Raw genomic sequence first — 24,383 nt, forward strand, 5'->3', positions numbered from 1 at the left:
GTTACAATAACACTGTATGAAAAAGATACTATTATCTGTAGTAATTGTAAATATGAACACGCGCGACCTGACTGTGGGTTGCATTAGATCAATTCAAAAAGAAGCTGGCAGTATTCCAATTGAAGTATTACTTACAGATAATGGTAGTAGTGATGGCTCTGTTGAAGCTTTTCAAAAAATTTCCAAAGAAAAATTTTGGAATGGTAAGTTTACATTAATTCTAAATGACACAAACACTGGTTATGCTAAAGCAAACAACCAAGGTATACGAAGAGCTAAGGGAAAATATGTATTACTTTTAAACAATGACACAATCGTACACAAAGACGCACTTCAAAACCTGATTAAGTTTGCAGAAAAAACTGAAGATGCAGGCGTTATAGGTAGCAGATTATTAAATATAGATGGAACACTACAAATGTCTTGTTTTAACTTTCCAACAGTTAAGAACGCTATCCTTGAGTATTTTGGAGGAAGAAAAGGGTTATTTGACAAGTTTGCGCCTCTTGGAGATAAACCAACAACAGTTGATTCCGTAGTTGGAGCAGTATTTTTAATGACACCCAAAGCTATTAAGAAAGTTGGAATTTTGGATGAACGGTATTGGGCCTATTTTGAAGACATAGATTATTGTAGACAGTGCTGGAAAAATGGACTTAAGGTTTATTATCTTCCAGAGTCAGTAATCACACATTACCACGGGGCAACATTCAAAAAGATGGCGAATGAAGCCGAAAGATGGAAAAAACTAATTCCATCAAGCAAAATTTATCATGGATTTATAAATCACTATATAATCAATGTAATTCTTTGGTCTGGTCAAAAATGGCAAAAATTACTTTCAAAATTAAACAAATGAAACTCAAACAAACAGACATCGAAATTTCTATAGTAATCGTGTCGTCTCAAATTAAATACCTTGGTGGCTGTTTAAAAACTTTATATTCAGCACTAAAAGGTATTCCTAATGAAATAATTATTGTTGACAATGCTTCAGTCGATAAAATTGGCGAACAAATTAAGAAACAATTTTCAGAAGTAATAATAATAAGAAGAGAAGTAAATGGTGGTTTTGGTGAAAACAACAATATGGGAATGAGAATAGCAAAAGGTAGATATGTATTACTTTTAAATGATGATACAGAAATAATTGATAAAAACATTTTCAAAGAAATGATTGAGTGGATGGATTCTCATCCTAAAGTTGGTCTTTCTAGTTGTGCGTTAGTAAACCCAGATCTCAAGAACTACCAAGGATCAGGTGGATATTTTCCTACTCTATTAAGAGTTATTGCGTGGATGACTTTTATCGACGATATTCCATACCTTGATAACATTATTAAACCATATCACCCAATGCATTCTTCTTCATTTATTCACACTAATGAAGATTATTACAAAAAGGCACATAAACAAGACTGGGTAACTGGAGCATTTTTCTTTATGCGTAAATCAGCAATGGATGAGGCGGGCATATTTGATGAAAAGTTTTTCCTTTATGTGGAAGAGGTTGAACTAGCATACAGATTTTACCTAAAGGGTTGGGAAACATGGTACTTACCAAAATGGAAAACTGTTCACTATGGAATGGCCACAAACGGAAGTGAAAAAGCGACAATTATGGAAATGCAAAACCTTAGGTTATTTTATAAGTTACACATGCCAAAATGGCAACTTCCTATATTAACCGGAGTACTTAAGTTTGGAGTTTTATTAAGAATAATAATTTATACTATTTTTGGTAAATTAAATATTACAAAAATTTATTTGAAGGCTCTAACTAGCTTCTAACAAGTATTTATCTATATTTCCACTGACCCATGCCTTTTCTACCTAATAATGCGTCTATAGCTCCCCATTTTTGCCAAGTTCTGCCCGTGAATATTTGTCTTACAGTATCTCTTAATACCGCAAATTTTGTTCTTAATGGTGAGTATCTCATTGAGTAGTAAAATCTATTTCTAATTAAAAAATAATCATTTGTAGGGCTTCCTGATCCACCAGTTGAAGCTGATACCTTATGCCACATCCAAGTGTCTGGATAATACATTACCTTATATCCTGCACGTATTACTCTTTCTGAAAAGTCTGCATCTTCCCAATAAAGAAAGAATGATGCATCTAAAAGTCCAACTTTCTTAAATACTTCTCGCTTTACTATTACACATGCTCCATTTGCCACATCTGTTTCTTCAATCTTGTCGTATTGTCCTTTATCAATTTCATCTACACCACGATGTGATGTGTATACATTATGTTTATCAATTATGCCACCTGCGTACCATAAAACATTTCCCTTTTCTGAAGTTTTATATCTATCTTTATGAAATTCATATCCTTTAGCAAAGTACATCTTAGGTGACGCTATTCCAACTTCAGGATTTTTTTTCATATAGTCAACAAGTTTAACAACAATATCTTTTTGCAAAATCAGATCATTGTTCATTAATATTATGTAATCAAATTTACGTCTTACAGCGTCTTTAATCCCCACGTTATTTCCACCAGCGAAACCTAAGTTTGCACCGCTTTGAATGAACTTATACTTCATATTGGATAATTTATAATCTTTTAAAGCTTCTTCAGTGCCATCAGGAGAACCATTATCTACAATCATGCATTCAACATCCAAATTTCCTGTATCTAGTTTAGCTACATCCAAAAGTTGCTCCTTTGTCATACTTAAAGCATTTGTGGTTAAAATAATTATGGAGACTTTAGTTTTCATAGTTTGGATACAAATTCATCTATCATTTCTTTCCATGTTGGAAGTTTTATACCAAGCTTTTCTTCAGTTATTTTAGTTTGGAGTCCTCCAAGCCTCGGTCTTGGTGTTCTTCCTTCTGCTTTCAAAAATTCTGTCATAGATCCTTTTTGAACAACACCTTCTACTTTTCTAGCTTTCCAAAGTAAATACTCAACAAAGTCAAATGGTGTTGTAGTATCACTGGAAACTAAATGAAAGACGCCCTCTAGCTCATTATCTATAATCTTGGTCATCGGTTCAACTAAATCATCGACGTTTAAAACACTTAAAATTTGGTCAGTAAAAATAGGAAACAATTTTCCTTCATCAAACAATTTCAGATAGTTCTTGGCGAAATCCAACTTTGCTTCATATAAGGAAGGGTAAAAGGGATAGGCTATTCGTACTACTGCAAATCTTGCTCCTGATTCCCTAGCTAATTTTTCAGATCTATTCTTGGACCATCCATACCACCCAATTCCACTATTCTCTTCTGGGAGAGGAGTATTTTCTGAATAGGGCCCAGGATCGTTTTCAGTTCCCTTAAACACAAAGTCTGTAGATATCTGAATCAAAAAACGATCATGCTTTAGACACACTTCAGCTAAGTTCAGGGGTCCTACAACATTAAGCTTCCAAGTAAATCCATTTTCATCTCCTCGTTCTTTTTCAGCACCGTCAACGTTGGTGACTGCTGCAAAATTTATAACCGAGTCAAAGGAATTATCATTAAAATACTTGTTTACTGCATCACTATTTGTAATATCCAAGGTCTTTTCATCAACGGCAATAATATCTAATTCAGATTTTACAAGTTGTACAAATCTAGAACCAACTAACCCTGTTGCACCAACTACTAATACTTTTTTCATTCTATGCATCATCCTTTGGATGTAAATTTTTCTGGAAAAGTCTGTCTTAATGTTTTATTTGTTTTATCTCTTTCAGATAAAATTGGGTCTTTAATTGGCCATTTAACGGCCAGGTCAGGATCGTCCCAAGCAACACCTGAGGCCTTAGTATCATCCCAATACTCATCAATTAAATAAAAGTAATGCATCATTTCATTTCCTGGTGTACATATTGAATTACCAATTCCTCCTTTTGGAAGAAAAAGTGCGGTTTTAGGTTTTGTGTCGTCAGTGTTATCTATTTCAATTATTTCAACTTTTCCAAAAGTCTTTGATTCAGGTCTTAAATCAGCAATCGGTGCAAACAACTTGCCGGTTACTGGGTATATTAATTTATTCCAGTCTTCTCTGTGAAATGCCTTGATAACTCCAGGTTTTATATACGCATGTGTCCACTGTACAGGATTAAACTCAACTCCTGTTGCCACCTTAAGCTCTTCCTTGTTATATGGTTCATATACAAAACCCCTACTATCACCCATCACAGGTCTTTGTATCAAGACTACTCCCTCGATAGATGTCTTGATTATGTTTTTCTCAGGGTCAAAACGCATCATACTAAATTGATTCTAATGTATATGTATATAAGTTTCAATTATTGAATTGTTGAAGTTAATCTAATTTTGAAATTTTAGATAATGCCTCGTCAGCAGATACACCACTAGATAACGAGCTTTTTAAGATATCCACAGCAGCCATTGTTTGACCCAACTCATTACCCGTCTCTCCCACCTCATTAAATCCTGAATCTTTTATGACAACAGTCACATCAAAATCCGCCTTAAGTTGTTGATTCAATCTGTCAACTTCTACCCCAGATGTAAGAGATTTGGGTAAAGTATCATTTTCAAACGCCATCAAAAGTACATTAAAATCGTCATCGGACACCTTTTTAATTAAAGGTACCCCGCACTTAATTAACACATCCAGTAACATCAATTTATGCATTCCACTTTCAGAAATACTTGTTTCTTCAAACGTCTTAGAATTATTATCAATGACTTTATTAACTACATCTAAAAATCTAGATAGCCTTTGGGGATGAGTAGACTTAGTATCATATATGGCTAACATATTTGATCTAATTGTTGATATTTCTGGATCAAGTTTTCGTTTTAATTCATCGCTATATCCAAATACCTGCATCGAAATTGGATTCAACACACTCTTTGTAGCCTCAATTTGTCTGTCCAACTGTTCTCCTAAATTCTCCATAGTAGAATTATATCACAACTTCGTTATTCAAAATATTTAGCTCCAAGGTCCTGACTAAATATCAAATTTATAACTCCTCTCTTTTAATTCTCAAAAATATTATTGGCAAAATAAACAACAAAGTTGAGATTACTAAAACATAGTTTATATTTATATTTGCCAAATATCCAATTAACAAAAGTAGCGGGATATCACTTATATTTTTAATGATATTTAAAGTTGACGTAGCTGTTGCTCTATTGTGTGATGGTATTCTTGATTGAATTTGAGCCATAAATAATGGATCCCTAACAACTCCTACTGTAAAAAGTACAGTACATGCTAGAAACAAAATTGTGAGGTTTGATGTTAATAATGTAGACACAACTGCTATTACACCCAAGATTGGAGGATAAAACATAAAGTTGGCTTTACCCACTTTGTTTTGTACTTTTTCAGTATTCCAAAACAGCAAAAAATTAATTCCCTGGAAAACTGTATAAAGTACACCTAAGTAAATAATTGGCATATCAGCGTTTTTTAATAAAACCTGGTAAATTCTCCAAAAAACAAAGCTTGCCTGAAATACAATTATCTTATTTAGTGCAAACTTTAAAAGAATTTTGTCGTCTTTGATTAATCTAAGCCCTTCTTGTATTAAACCAAGTTTATTAACCTTAATTTCTTTAACATGTGGCTCAGTCAAAAACAAGGCAATGCCCATAGATATAATTGTTCCGATAAAATCAATTCCAATCAATATTAAAAACTGACTTGGTAGAAGTCCTTTGGCAATTATGGAACCTATTAACGGCATTATAACTTTGGGTAAACTAGCTGAAGAAAAATATTTTCCTGCTACTCTGTTTGCATTTGATTCTTCACCAGTTTCCTTCAATGAGTCATATAGTAACGCATGATCTGCACCTGCAAAAAATGAATAACCCGCAGCACCTACCATATATGCAAAGATAAAGGTTAAAAAAGTAGATGCATTAAAGAGCATCGCTGTCGAGACAGCTGTTAACAGAATTCCCAAAATAATTAGTTTTTTACGTCCAAACTTATCAGCTAAAAAACTTGAAGGAACATCACAGATAAAGGAAGTTATTGTCCAAACCAAACTTAAATACACAATCTGACCTAAATCTAATCCCCGTGATAAATAAAATAATTGAATAACAGAATTTAAAGATTTTAATTCCACAAAAAACCGTGTTCCAAACATCAGTCTTTTATTTAATTTTAAAGCTTTAATTCTTTGTTTCATGTAAAAAGAATCAACTTACAGATAAGATAGTTAAGGCAGATAGAGTAAAACCATCTTTGAATTCATATTCCTTTCCATCTCTATCCACGTATTTTTGATTTACTATCACCTCTTTTAATTCTTTTTTATCCAAAAATACAACACCCCGAATTGCTTCTGTAACTTCGTATTCAGGTTTTCCAGTAAAATTTATTTCAACTTTGTAAATAGGAACAACTGAAGACAAAACTCCAGAATCTGGACAAACTGATCCAACTTCTTTTGGCTCACCAATTATTTCTGCGCCTATCTCTTCAGAAAGTTCAGTCTTTACAGTCTTAAGTAAACTGTTACCTATATCTTTATTTCCTCTAGGAAATTCCAAGCACCAAACTTTTGTGGCGTTTCTAAAGTTTTTCAAAAATACGTATTTTCCACTTGAAGTAATAGGAGCCACAACACAACCAGCAAAACCAGAATCAAGTGTTCCCCAGGATATCCAACGATTAAAAACTGTGTACGAACCATTCGGTAAGCGAAGTGGCTCATGAATTGAAACGCCCCATCTATTTTCATCAAAAATTCCAATTTTTGATCTTTTTTCAGCATCAACCCCTGAAGTACCCGTCTTGACCATAATCGCGACAGATCCAGATTCACACTGTGGAAATAAGTTTACATCAGAAACAACTTCAATTTCACCTTTGGAATAATCACCTTTATACCCTAAGTTATTTTTATACTTTTCTACAAAATCTAAATATGCTTGATATCTTGTTTTTGAATTTTTCATTTGAAGTTATTATATCACTTGAAGATTTGTTCTTGCCGTGCGATATAGATTTTTGATTGAGTTTTTAATTCAATTTTATTTTCTATACCGCACTGGCAAAACTTCGTGAACCCCCACCACCTTTGATTCGACAGCGCAATCGCCACCAAATTTTTTTGAGGCGGTGAGGGCCAGAAGCGGTCCGAACAAATTATTACTTACTTAAGCGGTTTGGACGAGATACATCCAAAGTGTTTGGCAGTGAGCCAAAGCGCGGAATTGACAAGAGCGTCAGGACCAACAGGGAAATCTCCCAGCGGATAGACGTCACCAGCCAAAACTGCATCGTGAGTACCATCGCCGATGGGCTCGCCCGCGCGCTTGAACTTGGCTACGAAGACTTCGTTGCAAGTTTCAACCCATGCGCGATTGGGATTGTGAATACCCACCAATTCGACTGAGGATTCCTCCACTTCGATTCCGGCATCCGCGATCAATCCTTCGAGTGCAGTCGCCGCGGGATTCTTCCCAACTTCCTTCGCCCATTTGCCAGTCACGCCAACAACCTGCATTCCTTTTTCGCCTGAGCGATGATCGTACATAAAAGGACGGGGTTCATTGACGCTGTGTACCCAGAGTTCACCATCGCGATCTTCGATCACAACCACCATGGCGTTGGGAGTAGCATGGCCCCAAGGGTCATTGACATCCATCGCGCCGTCGGTGCGTTCGATCTGGTCGAAATCAAAACCGATGATTTTACCCTCGGCGTCGACTTCAACCTGTGCAACATGACGGGAAGCGGAAAACGGGCTAACAAAGCCGGCGACAGATCCGTCGGGAGTATAAAACGGGCGGTGCCCATTCTTGGACAACTGTTCGGCTTTCGCCAAAAGCAGCTCTTGCGGGACTTCGTGGAACGGGACGATTTTTTTCATGACTACCTCCAGTAGTTGAAATAACAGATTTGAATTACAAAATTTAAAACATTTGTTCGGACCACCTCTAAAATAGAGATGTCCTTTAAGAATTTGAAGATTTTAAAGTCCGACCTTTTGGGTCTTGATAAAGAACTAAACAGGTCAACTTTTTAAGTTGTGGAGGTAGTATATCAGGCAATTTTCCATTTGTCAAGATTATAGGATACTATTTAATGTCAATACGATTGTTCATCAACCTCTTAAGTGCTGGCTCAAGAAACATTCTTATTTTTGCAACCGTATATGATTCGTATGGAATTCTCATAAAAGTAAGTCCTTTAGTTTCGTGTGCAGGTCTTGTTACAGGTTTTAACTTCCTAGCTATAAACAATAAGTCAGTAGCAATAAGTCTTGCATTAAGTTCTTCTTTTTCTTGTTCTGATAACCTGGAATTTTTAACAAATTCAGCTAAAATTAAACGTTTTGATTCATCGGACAAACCCTCGCTAGAATGATGCATTAGTAGGCTCGAAATACCTCCAGAAAAATGATCCCACCCTGCATATTCCATATCAATAGGCACTAATATTCTTTTATCATCAATAAGTTTAAAATTCATGTTTGGAAAACTCACATCTCCCCAATTAAATCTTAGGTCGGTTATATTAGTTCGCTTGTGTAAAACTATTGGATCTATAAACCGAAGTAATTCATTTAATCTAGATTCAAACAAGGGAATTATATTATTGTCTGTACACCACATTTTCGTAGTTATTTTGCCATCATCATCTAACCAACGTTTAAATTGCTCAAGTCGAGAAACTGTCTCCTGATAAATTTCATATACTGAATCTTTTGAATATCTACTCCTATTTGCAAATTGTTCTAAATTTGTAGGAATAGCCTTTAATTCATTTAAACGAATTAAAAAATCAACTAATAACTTCGATTTATTGTCTTCTAAAATCAATGGATAAACTTGATCTAGATTATCTATAAACTCAGTAGCTATTAGCCTATCAGCGTTACTCTCTAATATATTTTTTGGTAATAATATACGAGATTCTGCTCCAAAAATTCCAGAATTTTGAAGAAAATCTTTACCTAACGATTCCGCTACAAATCCAGATTGACTATTTTCACCGCCAGAAAATAACTTGACAGCAAGAGATTTTTGACCATCTGGACTAAATTTAAAAACAACATTATTAAAACTATAAATACGGCTGAAATCTTTAGCACCTATTTTTGATATATTTGTACCGTTTTGTTCAGAATATTGCAAAACAAATCTTGCTACTTTTTCTGCTGAATATTTATGTAAATGAAGATTTTCTTCTAATGATCTAACCAAACCTGATTTTTCATTTTTTGTTTGGATGATATCTTTACCGGAGTCCGACATTTTAATATAATTTCAAGATATTCATTGAGATAAGCCTCAAAACAGAACACAAGAAATATGGATCGTCAACAGTATTTATCATCTCTCCCAATTTGTTTATTGGAAAAACCTTAATTCCAAATTCTATTTTCTTGGTAGTAATAGAATCCTTCTCCAATTCTCTAATTTTTTGTGAGTCATTTGCATCTAATACTGCCGCAAACAATGCAGCCTGTTTATTTGTTAGGGTTATATCTGGATTTATTTGTCCTAAATCAATAAATCTCTTTACAATCAACTCATTTAAACCAAGCTCATTTTTTATTTCTTTTTCTACAATCGCAGGAAAATTTTTGATCGATCCTTGAGAAAATTGAATAAAGTCGCCAATCGTATCATAAACCCATGTACCTACTGAAAACTTTTTAGTATATTTAAGTACAAAATATTTGATTCCATCTCCGTGTTCCAATAGCAATATACCTCTGTAGCCTGCATTCTTTCCATATTTGAAACTAGCATACTCATATGTAAAAATTTGATTAGTTTTTTGCGATCTGACCTCAAAGACTGGGGTTATAATAAAGTTTCCCCGAGGAATCCTTAAAATTCTAAGAATATCAACGCCTTCAAATTCATCTGGTCTCGAAGCTAAGTCCCACAAAAATCCATCAAAATCTTGAGGCAAATTTAGCAGATCACTTTTAACTTCTTCATCTGTATTTTGAAACCAAACTTTTTCTGATAACTTTTCTATTAATTGAGTCCTATCCATATACTAACTTTAGTCTTTGAAGCTACTTTTTTCAAGATAGAAAAACTTACTGGAGTTTGAGGTTTGTGGCACCCGAGAGGTTAAGTCTTGAAAGAGCTGAAAGAAAGTAAGAATCGTCACATTTATTGACAAGGTCTGCAAGTTTATCAATTGGCCATAAAACTATTCCTTCGTCTTCTTCAAATTTATCTCCACTTTTGACGTCTTTATAAAGCTCATCTGACAAGTCTGCTATAACTGCATATAAGTTTGGTTTATTGTTTGTCATACCAGAATCTGGATTAAGTCTCCCTAATGAAATTATTTGGTCTAGTGTTACATCTTTTTTAGCTACATCCAAGTTTAAATCTTTCTTCAACGACCTAACTATGAAATCAAGTACAGATTCATTTAGTTGTGGGAATCCACCTGCAAGTGAATATTCAACTGCTCCTGTAGCAAACTTCTTTTCTCGCTGTGTTGCTAAGTGGGTTATTTTTCCATTTCTTTTAATTAAAATTAAAAGTTTCGCGCCTGATTTTGGTCCCCAACCCCACGAATAGTAACCCTCCATTCTCTTTTTACCTTTTTTATCATCAACTTCAAACCATGAACCTATACCATATATACCAAATTCTGGATTAGCATGTTCTATCTTAGATAATTTTTGAATTACATCACCGTTTAAACGGTCCTCCCTACCTGCTAAGTCCTCAACGTAACCAAATGTAGATGGATTTATACCCAAAGTTTTAATTTCATCCTTTATAGCTTCAGAACTATTTTGATACCATTTTTTGCTTTCTAAATTTTTAATAACAATTTCATATCTAACTAAATTTTGTTCTACAAAGTGTTCATCAGTATCTACCTTCTCTGGCACCTTACCATTATCTTCAACCTGACCAAAAACAAACTTTGTTTTCCCAGAATCTCTATCAAGTGATATGTAAGCAGAGATTGACTTGGACCTATCCATTATCATTGCCTTCCTTTTAAGAAGTGGTCTCCACCAATCCTGATTATCTTTATACCACTTTATGGTTTCTTTAAGTCCTTCATTAAAATTATCTCTTGTGATTTCAGGTTTCCAACCCAGCTCCTCAATAATCTTTGTCGCATCAATAGCATATCTTCTATCATTACTGTGTCTGTCTGAAACATGCCTAATCATGTTTTGATTTGCACCATACAAATCTACAACTTTCTCTGCTATATAACCATTACTCCTATCATTATTCGATCCAATTAAATAAGTTTCGCCTGACCTACCCTTCTTTAGGATTAGATCAACTGCAGATGAGTGATCTTTGGTGTGTATCCAATCACGAACATTTCTTCCATCACCATGGAGTGGAACTTTTATATTATCTATTAAATTAGTAACTACTATTGGGATAAACTTTTCAGGGAACTGGTATGGGCCGTAGTTGTTTGAACAGTTGGAAATTGTTATATACATTCCTGTCTTTTGATAAAAATCTAAAACTATTTTATCTGCCTCTGCTTTTGATAAGGCGTATAAGTTATCAGGTCTTGGTGAATAAGGAGTTTTTTCTGTAAATCTGGCGTCAGAATCCAGTGGAAGTTCACCATACACTTCATCAGTTGAAATATGGTGAAACCTGGTAATTCCAGCTTTGTTAGCCTCCTCAAGGAGGGTAAGCGTACCATGCACATTAGTTTGCCAATAAGTAGACGGGTCAAAAATTGCCCTATCAACATGACTTTCTGCAGCAAAATGAACAACAGCGTCCACACCTTTTAAACTCTGAGAAACACTTTTGCGATCATTAATGTCTGCTTCTGCAAACTCTATATTCTTAATTACAGGAGTTAAGTTTTCAATATTACCTGCATAAGTTAAAGAATCTATAACTTTTATTTTGTCTTTTGGATATTTTTTAACCCAATAATGCACAAAGTTTGATCCAATAAACCCCGCTCCACCTGTTACTAATATTTTCATAATTTTTAAATCTCTAAACTCTTGAGGTAATCTCTAAATTTACCATTTAAATCTTTGTGTTTTAGTGCAAATTCAACAACTGTTTTTAAGTATTCTAATTTATTGCCAGTGTCATAATATTTACTATTCTTAATTTCTTTTACATATACATCTATATTATCCTTCAACATCAGTTTAATAGGATCATTGTAGTAAAGCTCATCACCTTCCTTTAAATTATCTTTTGCAATTTCTAAATATTTAAAAATCTCTGGGGTAAACAAGAAGCCTGAAACATTTGCAATATCTGAAGGAGAATTTTCTCTTCCAGGTTTTTCTATAATAGTGTTTACTTTGATTAAACCATCCTCAACTGTTTCTCCACCCGCAAAGCCATATCTGTCATAATCTTCATCCTTCGTAGCTTTAATTCCAGCTAGAACACTTCCACCATATTTTTCGTAAATTGAAATTAACTGTTTAAACCTGTTTGGTTCAGCCACGATAAAATCATCGCTCCATGTATAAATAAATGGTTCATCTCCAATTAAATGTTTGACATTTAATAGTGGTGTCCCATTTCCATATGGTCCCTTTTGCCTTATGTAGACAAAGTTTGCCATATTTGATATTTTTTCCACTTCCTCTAGTAGATGCTTCTTTTTCTCCCCTCCCATTTTTAAGTTTTCAATCAAGTCTAGGTTTGGAGCATCAAAATGGTCTTCAATTCCTCGCTTGTGGTAACCAGTTACTATAAAAATGTCTTGTATCCCAGCTTCAACTAATTCTTCCACCACATACTGAATGACAGGTTTATCCACAATAGGAAGCATCTCTTTAGGCATTGCCTTAGTTTGGGGTAGAAATCTTGTTCCAAAACCAGCTGCTGGAATTACTGCTTTTGTTACTTTTTTCATATACTTAAGTGTGAAAAGAATTATACTAGGACTAAGTTCTAAAAATCAAGGTAAAGACCATAACTAGACCCAATATAGCCACGGAAAAGTACTCTAAAACTATAGACAAACATATATCTTTGTGGAGTGTATGGTGTATTATTCCCCAAGACACATAAGCTGAGGCCATTGCAACAGCCACCCCAATTTGAAAAAATCTGTCAAAAGAAAAAACATAGAAGCCAACAATTCCTGCAATAAAAATGGTAATTAGAGAAAAATAGTGTGGTAGATGTTTTAAATGTTTTTGCATTTCTTTAAATAATATATATTTTTATAATATCTGACCTGATTTAAGTATTATAATAATTGACAAAACCATACCTAAAAAGGCAATGTGGGCAAATGTTCTACCAGTTAGTCTTGTTATCCTTCTTTTTGAAACTAAAATTGCATCAACCATAAAAACTAGAAGTAGTAACCCAACCACAATTAAGGATGCGTTTCTTGTTGTGGTAAACGGCGAAACTAAAACTTGCTGATCTGGGTTTGGAGTTACAATAACTGCAGGAATAGTTTCAATTTCAGGAACAGTAATTGAAGTAGGTGTTGCTTCTACTATTGGGGTAGAAGTAGGAACTGTGGTAGTAACAGTATTGGGTAAGCTAGTAACCTCCGTACTTACAGCCTGAGCAATTGGCTCTCTAACCTGGTCTGCGTAGGTTGCACCAAAAAACTGAACTATTATTGTAGTATCAGATCCTGCCAAGTCACCCTCAACTACCCCGACACCTATATCTTTATATTTTGGGTTTAAAATATTATCCCTATGCGTTGGAGAATTCATCCAAGCTTCAACTGCAGAATTTGCATTAGAAAAATCCCTGGCCAAGTTTTCCCCCGCATATCTGTATTTATAGCCAGCATTATTAAAAAAGACCCAAGGCTGTGTACCATCTGGGGCAGTATGTGCCCAATAATCTTTATTTATCATGTCGACACCCTTAACATAGGCAGCATTTGATAATGTTTGATTTAAACTTAAAGCAGGTAGCCCTGCTTGGGCTCTTTTTTGATTTGTTAGATTAACAACGTCTTGAATAGAAATATTTGATGCATATCCTAAAATACTGGGGTTAATCTTAGGAATATAGTTAAGAACAGCCTGAAATATAATCATCAAACAGGCAATAACTATCAGACTTGATGAATGCAAAATCTTGGCTTTGTGGTTATTGGTGTCTCGAGGCACTAACAAATGAATTAACTTCTCCATAATTCATCATAACATACCTAGTAACTATCAAGTAAGATTGGTTCTAATGCGACGTATATACTTAAAAATCAACTTTCTTTTTTGTATTATTTTTAAAGTTAAGTATAAAAACAATAAACCCACAAAAATATAGATCATTTTCATAATCATTGAATTTCCACTAGCTTCCGTCGATTCTCCAAAAACTTGAGGGTCACCAGATTCATCATCTTCATAAGCTAATAAAACAGGTGTTGTATTGAAAAATGCCGTATTATAGCCGGAAATTATAAAGCTTGATTCAGATTCTGCTGATATTTCATCCTCTCCTGGTCCAACTACTCCATAGCCTGTAACTTTAGCAACATATAACCCTGGCACTGCCCTTCTGGACATTACAAGACCTGTTGATAGTCTAACAGTCTTTTGTGCATCGATATCTCCAAGATCAAAATGACTTCCACCATAATTTATTCCATCTCTATATAGCTCAATTTTAAGTTTTGCACCATAAACTTTTCCATAACCTACATTTTTGATTCTGGCTTGAAAAGTAATCGTATCACCCGGAAATACATATGCCCCTACATTATTAGTATGAGTTACTTCCAAAACCCCTCCGCTTTCTTTTTCTGATTGTTTGGTTTCTTCCTCAGTAGTTGGTTGGGGAGAAACATCAGGCGAAACTTCTTCAAACATGCTTGTCCCCCCAACATCGCCTACTAATGTCCCAAAAATATTGATAAATCCTATAAACCCTTGGGAATTAATTATGTTTGTGTTTACAAGGTTTACAAGCGATATACTGTTATATGCATTGCCTGTTTTTATATCTCCGTCTTCACTGTTTACAATCTGGTTATTTCCGGTATTTGAATTTGAACTGATATTATTATTAACAATTGCAGTATTTGTACCCGTCATGGCATTTGAACTACAATAAACACACCCACCACCTTGTAAAATTAAACCATTTTGGCCAGAATCAATTGCTAAGTTATTATCAGTTTGGGCGGGTTCATCCATCCAGCCTAAGAAATCTCCTATCCAAACTCCTAGTGTATTAATATATAAATACCTAAAAACGGTATCGACTATGTTGGTATTTACTATGTTTACGACATTTACAACACTTTGAGAGTCACCTGTTTCAATACTTGATAAACCATTACCGATAGTTGAGTTTTCACCAGTATTTGAGCTAGATGATATGTTGTTATTAACAGACGCATCACTGGATAGATCAATATTAGAACTACAGCTCACACAAGAACCAGAATCTTTATATTCAGGAAGTATTATATTTCCTGTTAAGTTGCCAAAAATATTTATAGTCACCAAATGAACTTTTGAATCAACTACGTTTGTATTTACATTATTAAGTACAGAAACGACAGAATATGCATCCCCTGTTTGAATATTTGAACTCAACCCATTTTCAACAGTGTTACCACCAGTATTTGAGCTTGAAGAAATATTATTTTCAACATATGCATAATTTTCAATATATGAAAAATTATTAGAATCAGTTACTTTGACAGATATATTTTCGGATAAGTTATTGTCAACTCCATATACTTTGTTGATGACATTAGAAGTTAAACTTGATAGATTAATATTGCCTGATTCTGGAAGATATATATTTAAAGTGTGGTATACAAACTCTGAATTTATAATATTTGTATTGACATTATTTTCAACCTCAACAACTGATACAGCATCTGAGGTAACTATTTCAGAAACAGGTGTTGGAGATGGTTCGCTACTTGGACTTGGAGATTCATCAATATTGTAAATAACAACTACGTGACTTGGTTCTGGAGTTGGGGACGCTAAGACTTCAATTGTATTTTCGCCTGTATTTGATGTGTCTGTTATATCATTAATAACTTCTGCAGTGTTTTCAATCTCAATCTCAGAAGTTACTGTAGCCTCAGGTGTGGGACTTTCTAAATCTTCTTGGGCATATATCAAAACAGGAAAGATATTTGTAAAACACAACAACAATACAACTACTATATTTATTACTCTTTTTATTTTTTTCATCCTAGTATTATTTACTACGCACCTCCTCAGGTGGGAGATGATTTTAAATCTCCCACCCGAAAAGTAAGTGATTTAATTACTTAATCACCTGTAACAGTTGTATTAACTGTGCTTTCGATAACAGATGTTGCTATTGCATCACCTGTACCTATCATGCCTCGTCTGACATACTTTCCACTGATAGAATTATCACCGGAATCTGCCTTGACTTCGACATTGTTTCTAACCCTAGCCATATTTTTAACGGATAAATCTCCGTCACAACCACAGCCTAAATCGTTTGTATTAACTACATTGACTAAAGTGCTCATGGCATCTGCTATGCCAGTTAAAATTCTGCCTCCGCCTACATACTTTCCACTGATAGAATTATCACCGGAATCTGCCTTGACTTCGACATTGTTAGTAACTCTTCCATAATTTCTTACAGAAGTGTCATCAGAGCTTCTTCTATGATATGCCATTACAGGAACGACAAACATCATAACCAAAGCGCCTGAAATCATTAAACTTAAAGCTTTTAGTTCATACTTGCGAATAGGCGGAATTGTTTTTGTAGGAGCTCTGGCTGTAACTTCATTCTTTGTACTTTTGGTGATTGTCAGTATGAGAATGACCACGAGAAAAGGAGAAATTGAAATATTAAGTCTTATTGGTGCAACTCCAGCTTTTGTCAGAAGTCCAATTGTTATTGAGGGTTTAATATATGCAACAGTGGGTGTAGTAACAGGTTGGGCATTATCACTAATTCTTTGGCTTTATGTCTCAGCTCCGATACTTAACTATTTTGGACAAGTTCCAATTTTACCAAGAGATCCTTTTTACTTCTTTATGCTTTTCTTAATAATTTTAGGTATCGAGTTGATGGTTGGGTTAGTAATTGCACTAACCGGAAGTTTAATATTCGCTTTTTTATTTGTCAATAGTTAAATACTATGAGAATCAAACCTGGTTATAGCCTTTTGGATGGGTTTTATAACCATTTGGGTTGGTTTTATGCCAAAGAAGTGCAGTTTCAATAATTTTTTCTATATCATATTTTGGTGACCAATTAAAATCTTTTTTTAATTTTTCATTTGAAGCATATAATTCATTAGCATCCCCTTCTCTTCTTGGCCCATACTTTACATTGACTTTTAAATTACTTAACCTTTCTATTTCTTCTATAATTTGGTTGTTTGAATAACCACGGCCCAAACCAACATTGTAGACATTACTCTTTTTATTTTTTACTAAAGATTGTAGCCCCATTTCATGAACTTCAACTAAATCAAGTACGTGGATATAGTCACGAACACAAGTACCATCGGTGGTTTCATAGTCATTACCAAATATTTCCACTTCTTGGTTATTTAAAGCTTTAACAATTATATTTGGTATTAAATGGCTTTCTTCCATATGCGCCTCTCCAATTGTGCCATCTAGTGATGCACCAGAAGCATTAAAGTATCTAAAAGACATATATTTTAAACCGTAGGCCAAGTCATAGTCATCTGCCACCCTTTCAAGAATGTATTTTGTTTCTCCGTATGGATTAAGTGGGTTTTTAAGGTCATCTTCTTCAATTGGTACTCTCTCAGGATTTCCATATACACCTGCAGAAGAAGAAATAATTAAATTTAAACAATTATTCTCAATCATAGTATCCATAAGATTTAAATACCCAACAACGTTATTACGATAATACTTTGATGGATTATTAAATGATTCACCCATTTGAATAAAACTGGCCATATGAACAACACCATCAAATTTTTCTTTCTGGAATAATTCGTCTAGTTTTTGTTTTTCAGTTACTAAATCAATTTTTTGTAAATCAAAATCTTTTACTGCTTCGGGGTGCCCACCTGACAGGTTATCCACAATCACAACACTGTGTCCTTTTTCTTTAAGTTCTCTAACCATAAAAGAACCAATGTAACCTGCCCCACCTGTTACTAATATTTTCATTTTTTTTATTATTTAACTATCTGATATTTTGTATAAAAATCCCGAATCACCTTTGGCATATTTTTAATATTTTCTATTATACCAAATAAGGCAAAACTGGCCCCAATTGTATCAATTAAAACATCGCGAAATGCAGGACCTCTACCCGGTACAAATGACTGATGATACTCATCACTAACTGCATATAAAAATGAGATTAAAACGGATAACCACATAGCTTTTTTACTTTTAACTTTTGAATTTATTAGAGCCCTATATAACAGTGTCGACAATATCGCATACTCCACAAAATGAGCAGATTTTTTAAAAATAAAATCCCACAAGTAAAACTTAGTTGTCGTAACTGTAGGGATACTTGAAAGAGTAAATATCAAACCAGCCCAAAGTAAAACTGGCAACCAGAATTTAGTCAATTTTTTGTTCTTTAACACGTCTTTGATTATATATCATATAGCCCACATATCCCAGACAAGAGACTCCAAGTAATATGAAAATAATTGCAGCTAGTGGTGTTTTTTTAGTATCTGTTGCTCCAGCTACTAAACCCTCTGGTGTAGATTCAACTATTTTAATATCAGCGTCAGAAATCAAATTTATAGGTTCGTTTGTTTCCTCAGATTCTTCAGTTGGAGTTGGCTTGGGGGTTGATGTTTTAGTAGGTGTTGGTTTGGGGGTTGGAGTTGGAGTTGGTGCAGTAGTTGGTTGGCTAGTTGGTTGTGGAGTTGAAGTAGCTGTTGGGGTCGGTATGGGTGTAGGATCTGGATTTTGTAATCCTTGAGTTATTACACTCGTAATTTGCCAATTCTCACTTCCGTTTGGTACTCTTGCATAAACTTTGTTTGAATCCACGGCGGTATATGTGTATTGATCGATAATTACTTGTGGCAACTGATTATTATATAATTTAATTGTGTCACCACCGTTATTTAGCCAACCCTCCGACCTCTGAAAAACAATATAACCAAGTGGTTCTATCACCCCTGAAAGTAAAATATCATCCTTTGAATTTGAGTTGCCATCCTCCAATAAATACCCACCGAGATCTATTTGATTTGAGCTTTCATTATATAACTCTACCCACTCAGGGTCTGTTGAGGGAGAGAACTCATTTATCACAACCTGTGAAAAAACATATTTTGGGTAAAACAAAAACAAAAAACCAACAGCAGATAGTAAATAAACAACTTTTGCTGTTTTCATTTATTGCAAATGCAAATAAAGAGACATTTTCCCGTTAGGGTGAAATATTCGTACGTTATTACCAAAAGAACTAGATCCACGGTAGAAATAAGCAACACCATCGTCTAAGGCTCTAATTATTCTATCTGCACTATCAACCATATCTAGACCGTGGTGAAAATTACCAGAATAGACGTAGGAATAGGGAGTATTACCATAACATTGAGTTATTCTGGGGTTTGTCATGGGCCAAGGTAGTGAACCAGACCCTATACTCTTAGTTTGTGCAGTTTGTACATCATTACAAGACAAAGCATTAAAATATAAACTTCGTGAAGCTAACAAGTTTGTGGGTGACTCGTGTTTTGTAGCATACCATCCGATACTGCCACTATACTCCTCGTTGTGTTGTGACTCTGTTAGGTTATATAAACCGAAGTGTAGATGTGCACCGGTTGAAAATCCTGTATTACCCATAACTCCAATTGTTTCACCTTTTTTAACGTCCTTTTTGCCTGTAAATTGTGAACTGGATAGAGCTTCTAGTTCTCTTCTTGCTAAATCCAACAGCTCAGAATACTTCTTTTCATCGTTTTTAGTAACTGCCAACAAGTTTGCTTTCTGCTGTTTTTGATTGGCCAATTGCCTCTGTTGACTTGCAAGCTGTTCTTGTAGTTCTTCCTGATCTGTTTTTTCTTCTACGTAAGTGTCTTGTGCTTTCTGGAGTCTATCAAGTAAACTTTTATCTCCATCCTGAATTTTTTTAAGATATGAAAATCTACTAAAAACTTCATTTAAATTACTTGAGGCTGCTAAAAGTAAAAATGGGTCACCAACACGAGCCATTTTATATGTTTCTTTGGCTCTTTCATTAAAGGCAATATTTAATGATTCAATTGAGCCACCAATTTGATCAATTCTGCCTGACAACAAACTAATTTGCTCTTCTGTTTGCTGTACTTTTAAAGTTGTCAAAGTAATCTGGGCATCGAATTGGTTTATTTGACTAGAAAGCGTTTTGCTTGAGTCTTTCAACTTAGAAATGTTGGCCTCATAACAACTGATTCTTGACTGCACATCACCACTACACTCTTGGGCGCTAACTTTTAAAACAGTTGAGAGAATTAGTGGTGTAAAAGCAAAGAAAAGCGATGTAAATATTATTATTTTATTTCTCATATTTTTTTAAGTGATCGTTTGACAGCTATTAAACTTCCGGTTAGTGCAATTACTAACCCAACCATCAACTCGATACCTAAAATTATTAAGAAAAGCATAAAGAAGTAAAAAGGATCTCTTGGTAAAATTGGAACTTGTCCAAAATAGTTAAGTATCGGAGCTGAGACATAAAGCCAAAGAATTAGTGATAATGCCCAACCTGTTACTACACCCACTGTTGCATATATTAAACCCTCAATAACAATTGGACTTCTGACAAAAGCTGGAGTTGCACCAATAAGACTTAATATTTCAATTTCTCCTTTTCTCGTGGTCATTCTCATACTGACAATCACCAAAAGTACAAAGAATGAAGTTACAGCCAGAGCTCCTACAAAAACAATTCCGCCTATTCGCAAGTATGAACTAAAAGCTTTAAGCCTGCCTACAACATCCCCCAGTGATTGTTCCCCACCAATGTTTGCAGTAAAGCCAACTTCCTCAACAACTGCTTCTGACTTGACTTCACTAATTACAGCCTCAGCCAAATCAAGATCAGTGACTGAAAACTCTAAAGAAGCTGGAAAAATTGAAGGACTAACTAACTCAGAAAGAAGTGGATTATCTTCTGTTGCTTTTTTATAAATTTCAAGAGCTTCCTCTTTGGGCACATATTTAACATCTTTAATTCTTAAGTCTTGGCTTAACTTATTTTGCAAAGCAAAAACTGCTTCTTGTGTAGCATCATTTTTCAAAAAAGAAATAATTTGTGGCCTAGTTTCAAAATAATTTAAAGACTGGTTTGAGGCATAGACTAAAATAGCAACTGTGGTAGCCACAAAAAAAGTTAAAGTTAAAACAAAAATTGCAGAAATTGCCTGAAACGGCGATCTCTTAATTGAGTCGATTGCTGTTTTTGAATGTATTCCCATATAGTTATTAAAAAAATTTAAATACCTCTATTTCCCAGCTGCTTTGCCATCTTTTAATTCTATCACTCTATGCTTACCATGTTTAATAATACCCTCGTGATGAGTAGCCATAATTATTGTTTTACCTTCTTTGTTTACTTTTTCTAAAAGATCCATTATACCTTCTGCAGTATCCCAATCTAGGTTGCCGGTAGGCTCATCAGCTAAAATTAGTTTTGGATTGACCACTAATGCGCGAGCAAGGGAAACTCTTTGAAGCTCTCCACCAGAAAGTTGTGAGGGAAATAGTCTTGCCCTGTTTGACAGCCCAACAAGTTTTAAAACATGGTCAACTCTCTTTTGCCATTCCTCTTGGGGTGTATTTGAAACCGCCAAAGCAACCTCAACGTTTTCTGAAACAGTTCTTTCAGACAACACTTTAAAATCCTGAAAAACTATACCCATCTGCTGACGTAGAAGTGGTATGTCGCTTGCTCTAATTTCAGAAAGATCGTTTCCATCAAAAACTACTTTACCTGAGTCTGCTATCAAATCTCTTAAAATTAATTTTAGAATCGTTGTTTTCCCTGCACCAGAAGGACCTGTTAAAAAAACAAATTCGCCATCCTTGACTTCAAATGAGATTTTGTCGAGGGCTTTTATAGATCCAAAGGATTTAGAAACATTTTCAAATTGTATCATTCAATAACTTTAATTTTACCCACATCAATCAACCAACCAGCTTTCTTACCTGAAATTGTATCCCCCCAAATTCTGACCTTTTTACCAACAAATTTATCCAAGTCAACAGAAGTTGAAGTTAGATAAGCGTATTGAGAAGGACCTACACCCCTAACCAAGTGGTGTGTACCTTCATCTGCAATTCCACCTTCTTCTAAAAGACCATCAGCAGTAGATGCAAAAATTGATTCGTCTGCAACCCCCGCCTCATTTTCAGAAACAATTATTGTCTGCTCCTTCGAAATGCTTAAAAATCCGTCAGAATCTTTACCAGCACCTGACAATAAATAACCTGCGCCTATGCCTAGTAAAACTACTGTAATAGAAATTAAAGCAAGAATGATATTTTTCTTGGATTGATTTTGGCCACTATTGGTTGTGCTAAATTGCTTAACTACAGATGCGGACCTTTGGACTGGATTTAAAGTAGATTCCATATCATTAAAACTACCATAATTGAGAGTGTCAAACAAGAGAGAAATTATTCTGTTTCTATTGGGCTTGAGGTTGGCAACACAACAACTTCGGCACTGACTGTCGCTGTTGGCTCATCTGAAGACTCTGCTGTCGGCGATGGAGATGGAACCATAGTTGGCTCTGGTGTAACTTGAATATTTATTAACTCTTCATTCTTCATTCTCAACTCTGTCACCAATTGTTGTGTTTGATAGGCAAAAAAGCCAGCCATTAAGGTTGCAAGAATTAAAAGGATTGAAAGCAATGATACTAAAAAACTACCTCCTTTTGTTTTTACTGGTTCTGGGTTTACTACCTGAGGAACACTAACTTCAGGTTCTGGATTACTAATTACTGGTACTTCTGGTGTTTGATTTTCTTGCATAAATTAACTATACCACAGTTTTAATTTTTATTCTGCTTCTTAAATTTTCAACTCGGCATTTATAAATTCATCAAGTTCACCATCAAGAACTGCATCTGGATTTCCTGATTCCACCTCTGTTCTTAAATCCTTAACCATCTTATACGGATGTAACACATAACTTCTGATCTGGTTTCCCCAACTTGCAGGTTTATAATCCCCTTTAATATCTTTTAATTGGTTCTTTTCTACTTCTTGTTGCCTAATCCATAATTTTGCACGAAGTAACCCTAATGCAATTTTTCTATTTTGTTCTTGAAATCTTTCAGTCCTTGCAGTAATTACAATTCCTGTCGGAATATGCGTAAGCCTAACTGCAGTGGACACTTTATTAACATTTTGTCCTCCATGCCCACCAGCCCTCGTAAATTGCCAATCAAGTTCTTCATCTTTAATCTGTATCTCAGGTAAATCAGTAGCTTCCAAGTCTGGCAAGACTTCAACCAAAGCAAATGATGTTTGCCTTAAATCATTTGCATTAAATGGCGACTGACGGACAAGCCTGTGTGTTCCTGATTCTTTTTTTAAATAACCATATGTATATTTACCCTTTACCTCAAAAGTTACACTTTTTAAACCAGCTTCTTCACCTGCTGTTGAGTCAATGGTTTCAGTTGTATAGTTTTTTCTTTCGCAGTATCTTAGATACATTCTAAAAAGCATTGCGGTCCAGTCCATAGCTTCGGTTCCACCTTGACCCGCGTGAATTGTAATAATTGCATTTTTAGTATCATATGGACTCGAAAGGTATGACTTTGTTTCAAGTTTTGATATTATTTTTGAGGCTTTTGATAATTCTGTGGGATCCTCAACTTCATTTAAAATTTCAATCGTAGCTGAAATGTCTTCTATCTCATCCAACTCTTCTTTTAAATTTGATAGATTTTGAAGGACAGTTTTGGCATTATTCTGGTCATCCCAAAGACTTGGATCAGTTGACAAGCTTTCCAATTTTTTCAACTCCGCTTCTTTTTTGGGAATATCTAAAACCTCTTTTAACTTGTCTAATCTCTGGGTTAGTTCTTCAATTGTTACTTCTTCGCTCATGGAGTACATATTATAGCCTTTATTTTTTTCATTTCATCTGGGTTTAAACTTTGTAAAACATTTAAAGCATCATCAGTTGTCGGGTTACTAGCATAAGATGATGGTATTTCGTCCGTGACACCCAGAACATCTACCAATTTGCCTCTGCCTATATCTAGCGCTGCGGTAATTGGTTTTGGAGCATTTTTCCAACCTAAAATCTCAGTAATTGCAGTTCTTCCTGCAATTAATAAAAATCCTTCCAAAAGCAATGTCAACAAAAATCCAAAAAAAATACCTAAAAAGACACCATCTATTGATGACTTGACAAAAATTTTGCGTATATATCCAAAAACCACAACTGCCAAAAACACCAAAACAATAATTAACCCTGCCTTAATATGACCTTGGCTCCAACTGATGTTTGAAATATAACTTAAGATATTTTGCACAATTTAATTAT

General features: G+C 34.7%; 27 protein-coding genes and 1 pseudogene. 3 read left to right on the forward strand and 25 right to left on the reverse strand.

Features of this window, described 5'->3' with window-relative positions; all coding sequences use genetic code 11:
• Nucleotides 1-16: 16 nt before the first annotated feature.
• Both QY322_01855 and QY322_01860 read left to right on the forward strand, forming a co-directional pair.
• Nucleotides 17-859: a glycosyltransferase family 2 protein gene (locus tag QY322_01855; protein ID WKZ26036.1), complete on the forward strand. Its 843-nt coding sequence runs from the start codon at nucleotides 17-19 to the stop codon at nucleotides 857-859.
• The gene (locus QY322_01860) at nucleotides 826-1,791 is read left to right on the forward strand and encodes a glycosyltransferase family 2 protein (protein WKZ26037.1); all 966 of its coding nucleotides are present in this window, start codon (nucleotides 826-828) and stop codon (nucleotides 1,789-1,791) included. Before QY322_01855 ends, QY322_01860 begins: the two co-directional genes overlap by 34 nt.
• Nucleotides 1,792-1,798: 7 nt before the next feature.
• On the opposite strand, the gene QY322_01865 is transcribed toward QY322_01860, so the two are convergent.
• From QY322_01865 to QY322_01935, 15 genes and pseudogenes are all read right to left on the reverse strand, one after another.
• Nucleotides 1,799-2,728, reverse strand: a complete 930-nt coding sequence (locus QY322_01865; protein ID WKZ26038.1) for a glycosyltransferase family 2 protein — start codon at nucleotides 2,726-2,728, stop codon at nucleotides 1,799-1,801.
• On the reverse strand, nucleotides 2,725-3,618 hold the full coding sequence (locus tag QY322_01870) for an NAD(P)-dependent oxidoreductase (protein WKZ26039.1): 894 nt from the start codon (nucleotides 3,616-3,618) through the stop codon (nucleotides 2,725-2,727). Before QY322_01870 ends, QY322_01865 begins: the two co-directional genes overlap by 4 nt.
• Before the next feature lie 8 nt (nucleotides 3,619-3,626).
• Complete coding sequence (locus QY322_01875) at nucleotides 3,627-4,214, reverse strand: dTDP-4-dehydrorhamnose 3,5-epimerase family protein (GenBank protein ID WKZ26040.1); 588 nt, start codon at nucleotides 4,212-4,214, stop codon at nucleotides 3,627-3,629.
• 55 nt (nucleotides 4,215-4,269) lie between these two features.
• Entirely contained in the window at nucleotides 4,270-4,872 is a 603-nt protein-coding gene (locus QY322_01880; protein WKZ26041.1) for a hypothetical protein, read from the reverse strand.
• Nucleotides 4,873-4,939: 67 nt separating this feature from the next.
• Nucleotides 4,940-6,121 (reverse strand): MFS transporter, encoded by a 1,182-nt coding sequence (locus tag QY322_01885; GenBank protein ID WKZ26042.1) that lies wholly within the window; start codon nucleotides 6,119-6,121, stop codon nucleotides 4,940-4,942.
• A 10-nt stretch (nucleotides 6,122-6,131) separates the two neighbouring features.
• Nucleotides 6,132-6,893 carry a hypothetical protein gene (locus QY322_01890; protein ID WKZ26043.1) on the reverse strand — a complete coding sequence of 254 codons (762 nt, stop codon included), beginning with the start codon at nucleotides 6,891-6,893 and terminating at the stop codon, nucleotides 6,132-6,134.
• A gap of 197 nt (nucleotides 6,894-7,090) precedes the next feature.
• On the reverse strand, nucleotides 7,091-7,810 hold the full coding sequence (locus QY322_01895) for a hypothetical protein (protein WKZ26044.1): 720 nt from the start codon (nucleotides 7,808-7,810) through the stop codon (nucleotides 7,091-7,093).
• Nucleotides 7,811-8,018: 208 nt separating this feature from the next.
• Nucleotides 8,019-9,197: a hypothetical protein gene (locus tag QY322_01900; protein ID WKZ26045.1), complete on the reverse strand. Its 1,179-nt coding sequence runs from the start codon at nucleotides 9,195-9,197 to the stop codon at nucleotides 8,019-8,021.
• A gap of 1 nt (nucleotide 9,198) precedes the next feature.
• Nucleotides 9,199-9,951: a hypothetical protein gene (locus QY322_01905; protein ID WKZ26046.1), complete on the reverse strand. Its 753-nt coding sequence runs from the start codon at nucleotides 9,949-9,951 to the stop codon at nucleotides 9,199-9,201.
• Nucleotides 9,952-10,933: 982 nt separating this feature from the next.
• Nucleotides 10,934-11,899, reverse strand: a pseudogene (gene rfbB / locus QY322_01910) (dTDP-glucose 4,6-dehydratase).
• A 5-nt stretch (nucleotides 11,900-11,904) separates the two neighbouring features.
• Entirely contained in the window at nucleotides 11,905-12,795 is an 891-nt protein-coding gene (locus QY322_01915; GenBank protein WKZ26047.1) for a UTP--glucose-1-phosphate uridylyltransferase, read from the reverse strand.
• Nucleotides 12,796-12,826: 31 nt separating this feature from the next.
• A complete protein-coding gene (locus QY322_01920; protein ID WKZ26048.1) occupies nucleotides 12,827-13,087 on the reverse strand; it encodes a hypothetical protein in 261 nt (86 codons plus the stop codon).
• 21 nt (nucleotides 13,088-13,108) lie between these two features.
• Nucleotides 13,109-14,050 (reverse strand): CAP domain-containing protein, encoded by a 942-nt coding sequence (locus QY322_01925; protein ID WKZ26049.1) that lies wholly within the window; start codon nucleotides 14,048-14,050, stop codon nucleotides 13,109-13,111.
• Nucleotides 14,051-14,077: 27 nt separating this feature from the next.
• The gene (locus QY322_01930; protein WKZ26050.1) at nucleotides 14,078-16,075 is read right to left on the reverse strand and encodes a hypothetical protein; all 1,998 of its coding nucleotides are present in this window, start codon (nucleotides 16,073-16,075) and stop codon (nucleotides 14,078-14,080) included.
• 80 nt (nucleotides 16,076-16,155) lie between these two features.
• On the reverse strand, nucleotides 16,156-16,695 hold the full coding sequence (locus tag QY322_01935) for a hypothetical protein (GenBank protein ID WKZ26051.1): 540 nt from the start codon (nucleotides 16,693-16,695) through the stop codon (nucleotides 16,156-16,158).
• On the opposite strand from QY322_01935, the gene QY322_01940 reads away from it, so the two are divergent.
• Nucleotides 16,688-17,005, forward strand: a complete 318-nt coding sequence (locus QY322_01940) for an FtsX-like permease family protein (GenBank protein WKZ26052.1) — start codon at nucleotides 16,688-16,690, stop codon at nucleotides 17,003-17,005. The genes QY322_01935 and QY322_01940 overlap by 8 nt on opposite strands.
• Before the next feature lie 12 nt (nucleotides 17,006-17,017).
• On the opposite strand, the gene galE is transcribed toward QY322_01940, so the two are convergent.
• The 10 genes from galE to QY322_01990 are packed head-to-tail and all read right to left on the reverse strand — an operon-like array spanning nucleotide 17,018 to nucleotide 24,372.
• Nucleotides 17,018-18,025: a UDP-glucose 4-epimerase GalE gene (galE, locus tag QY322_01945; protein WKZ26053.1), complete on the reverse strand. Its 1,008-nt coding sequence runs from the start codon at nucleotides 18,023-18,025 to the stop codon at nucleotides 17,018-17,020.
• Nucleotides 18,026-18,033: 8 nt separating this feature from the next.
• On the reverse strand, nucleotides 18,034-18,456 hold the full coding sequence (locus QY322_01950; GenBank protein ID WKZ26054.1) for a VanZ family protein: 423 nt from the start codon (nucleotides 18,454-18,456) through the stop codon (nucleotides 18,034-18,036).
• Nucleotides 18,431-19,225, reverse strand: a complete 795-nt coding sequence (locus tag QY322_01955) for a lamin tail domain-containing protein (GenBank protein WKZ26055.1) — start codon at nucleotides 19,223-19,225, stop codon at nucleotides 18,431-18,433. The genes QY322_01950 and QY322_01955 overlap by 26 nt, the downstream gene beginning before the upstream one ends.
• Nucleotides 19,226-20,383, reverse strand: coding sequence for a peptidoglycan DD-metalloendopeptidase family protein (locus tag QY322_01960; protein WKZ26056.1), 1,158 nt, complete (start codon nucleotides 20,381-20,383; stop codon nucleotides 19,226-19,228).
• Entirely contained in the window at nucleotides 20,380-21,294 is a 915-nt protein-coding gene (locus QY322_01965) for a permease-like cell division protein FtsX (protein ID WKZ26057.1), read from the reverse strand. The genes QY322_01960 and QY322_01965 overlap by 4 nt, the downstream gene beginning before the upstream one ends.
• A 27-nt stretch (nucleotides 21,295-21,321) precedes the next feature.
• Entirely contained in the window at nucleotides 21,322-21,975 is a 654-nt protein-coding gene (gene ftsE / locus QY322_01970; protein WKZ26058.1) for a cell division ATP-binding protein FtsE, read from the reverse strand.
• Complete coding sequence (locus tag QY322_01975) at nucleotides 21,972-22,451, reverse strand: hypothetical protein (protein ID WKZ26059.1); 480 nt, start codon at nucleotides 22,449-22,451, stop codon at nucleotides 21,972-21,974. The genes ftsE and QY322_01975 overlap by 4 nt, the downstream gene beginning before the upstream one ends.
• Nucleotides 22,452-22,495: 44 nt before the next feature.
• Nucleotides 22,496-22,855: a hypothetical protein gene (locus QY322_01980; GenBank protein WKZ26060.1), complete on the reverse strand. Its 360-nt coding sequence runs from the start codon at nucleotides 22,853-22,855 to the stop codon at nucleotides 22,496-22,498.
• A gap of 39 nt (nucleotides 22,856-22,894) precedes the next feature.
• Nucleotides 22,895-23,941: a peptide chain release factor 2 gene (gene prfB, locus QY322_01985; protein WKZ26061.1), complete on the reverse strand. Its 1,047-nt coding sequence runs from the start codon at nucleotides 23,939-23,941 to the stop codon at nucleotides 22,895-22,897.
• Complete coding sequence (locus QY322_01990; protein ID WKZ26062.1) at nucleotides 23,938-24,372, reverse strand: hypothetical protein; 435 nt, start codon at nucleotides 24,370-24,372, stop codon at nucleotides 23,938-23,940. Before QY322_01990 ends, prfB begins: the two co-directional genes overlap by 4 nt.
• Nucleotides 24,373-24,383 lie beyond the last annotated feature (11 nt).

Source organism: bacterium (assembly GCA_030583725.1).
Lineage (GTDB): Bacteria > Patescibacteriota > Microgenomatia > UBA8517 > UBA8517 > JAUYMM01.

Excerpts from the sequence above, each read along its gene's own strand:
- QY322_01965 (WKZ26057.1), bottom strand. The coding sequence starts at position 21,294 with ATGGGAATACATTCAAAAACAGCAATCGACTCAATTAAGAGATCGCCG.
- QY322_01930 (WKZ26050.1), bottom strand. The coding sequence starts at position 16,075 with ATGAAAAAAATAAAAAGAGTAATAAATATAGTAGTTGTATTGTTGTTG.
- prfB (WKZ26061.1), bottom strand. The coding sequence starts at position 23,941 with ATGAGCGAAGAAGTAACAATTGAAGAACTAACCCAGAGATTAGACAAG.
- QY322_01925 (WKZ26049.1), bottom strand. The coding sequence starts at position 14,050 with ATGGAGAAGTTAATTCATTTGTTAGTGCCTCGAGACACCAATAACCAC.
- QY322_01875 (WKZ26040.1), bottom strand. The coding sequence starts at position 4,214 with ATGATGCGTTTTGACCCTGAGAAAAACATAATCAAGACATCTATCGAG.
- QY322_01955 (WKZ26055.1), bottom strand. The coding sequence starts at position 19,225 with ATGAAAACAGCAAAAGTTGTTTATTTACTATCTGCTGTTGGTTTTTTG.
- galE (WKZ26053.1), bottom strand. The coding sequence starts at position 18,025 with ATGAAAATATTAGTAACAGGTGGGGCAGGTTACATTGGTTCTTTTATG.
- QY322_01900 (WKZ26045.1), bottom strand. The coding sequence starts at position 9,197 with ATGTCGGACTCCGGTAAAGATATCATCCAAACAAAAAATGAAAAATCA.
- QY322_01880 (WKZ26041.1), bottom strand. The coding sequence starts at position 4,872 with ATGGAGAATTTAGGAGAACAGTTGGACAGACAAATTGAGGCTACAAAG.
- QY322_01975 (WKZ26059.1), bottom strand. The coding sequence starts at position 22,451 with ATGGAATCTACTTTAAATCCAGTCCAAAGGTCCGCATCTGTAGTTAAG.
- QY322_01905 (WKZ26046.1), bottom strand. The coding sequence starts at position 9,951 with ATGGATAGGACTCAATTAATAGAAAAGTTATCAGAAAAAGTTTGGTTT.
- QY322_01870 (WKZ26039.1), bottom strand. The coding sequence starts at position 3,618 with ATGAAAAAAGTATTAGTAGTTGGTGCAACAGGGTTAGTTGGTTCTAGA.
- QY322_01890 (WKZ26043.1), bottom strand. The coding sequence starts at position 6,893 with ATGAAAAATTCAAAAACAAGATATCAAGCATATTTAGATTTTGTAGAA.
- QY322_01915 (WKZ26047.1), bottom strand. The coding sequence starts at position 12,795 with ATGAAAAAAGTAACAAAAGCAGTAATTCCAGCAGCTGGTTTTGGAACA.
- QY322_01865 (WKZ26038.1), bottom strand. The coding sequence starts at position 2,728 with ATGAAAACTAAAGTCTCCATAATTATTTTAACCACAAATGCTTTAAGT.
- QY322_01860 (WKZ26037.1), top strand. The coding sequence starts at position 826 with ATGGCAAAAATTACTTTCAAAATTAAACAAATGAAACTCAAACAAACA.
- QY322_01885 (WKZ26042.1), bottom strand. The coding sequence starts at position 6,121 with ATGAAACAAAGAATTAAAGCTTTAAAATTAAATAAAAGACTGATGTTT.
- QY322_01980 (WKZ26060.1), bottom strand. The coding sequence starts at position 22,855 with ATGCAAGAAAATCAAACACCAGAAGTACCAGTAATTAGTAATCCAGAA.
- ftsE (WKZ26058.1), bottom strand. The coding sequence starts at position 21,975 with ATGATACAATTTGAAAATGTTTCTAAATCCTTTGGATCTATAAAAGCC.
- QY322_01855 (WKZ26036.1), top strand. The coding sequence starts at position 17 with ATGAAAAAGATACTATTATCTGTAGTAATTGTAAATATGAACACGCGC.
- QY322_01920 (WKZ26048.1), bottom strand. The coding sequence starts at position 13,087 with ATGCAAAAACATTTAAAACATCTACCACACTATTTTTCTCTAATTACC.
- QY322_01960 (WKZ26056.1), bottom strand. The coding sequence starts at position 20,383 with ATGAGAAATAAAATAATAATATTTACATCGCTTTTCTTTGCTTTTACA.
- QY322_01940 (WKZ26052.1), top strand. The coding sequence starts at position 16,688 with ATGACCACGAGAAAAGGAGAAATTGAAATATTAAGTCTTATTGGTGCA.
- QY322_01895 (WKZ26044.1), bottom strand. The coding sequence starts at position 7,810 with ATGAAAAAAATCGTCCCGTTCCACGAAGTCCCGCAAGAGCTGCTTTTG.